We start from the raw sequence: 453 nt of genomic DNA, 5'->3' as shown, positions 1-453 counted from the left end.
TGATGTCGAGGCCCTTGACCCGCGAGGCGAGCTTCTTGTCGACGTCGAAGCCGTTGTGGGAGAGCAGCACGACCACGGCGGCGCCCTCGCCCCGCGCCTCGTCGACCTGCTTCTGAATCTCCTCCTCGCGGATGCCGAACTCCCAGTCCGGGAACATCCAGCGCGGATTGGCGATGGCCGTGCGCGGCAGTGCCTGGCCGATCACCGCGACCTTGACGCCGCCCTTCGCGAAGACCTTGCGCGGCGGGAAGACCGGCTCGTTCCATTCCCGGTCCCTGATGTTCTGGGCGAGGAAGGCGAAGGGCGCGCTCTCGGCGATCTCCTTGACGCGCTCGGCGCCGAGCGTGAACTCCCAGTGCCCGACCATGGCGTCGGTCTTCAGGGCCGACATGACGTCGACCATGTCCTGCCCCTTGGTCTGGAGCGAGGACCAGCTGCCCTGCCAGGTGTCGC

General features: G+C 68.0%; 1 pseudogene. It reads right to left on the bottom strand.

What is annotated here, in order from left to right:
• Positions 1 to 453 (bottom strand): annotated as a pseudogene (locus AX750_RS20140) (thiosulfohydrolase SoxB); the annotation flags it as partial.

It is taken from the genome of Methylobacterium sp. CCH7-A2 (assembly GCF_001557075.1).
GTDB classification, from domain to species: Bacteria; Pseudomonadota; Alphaproteobacteria; order Rhizobiales; family Beijerinckiaceae; genus Allobosea; species Allobosea massiliensis.
Note: the sequence above shows the minus strand (reverse complement) of the source record. Positions and strands in the feature narration are given on the sequence as shown.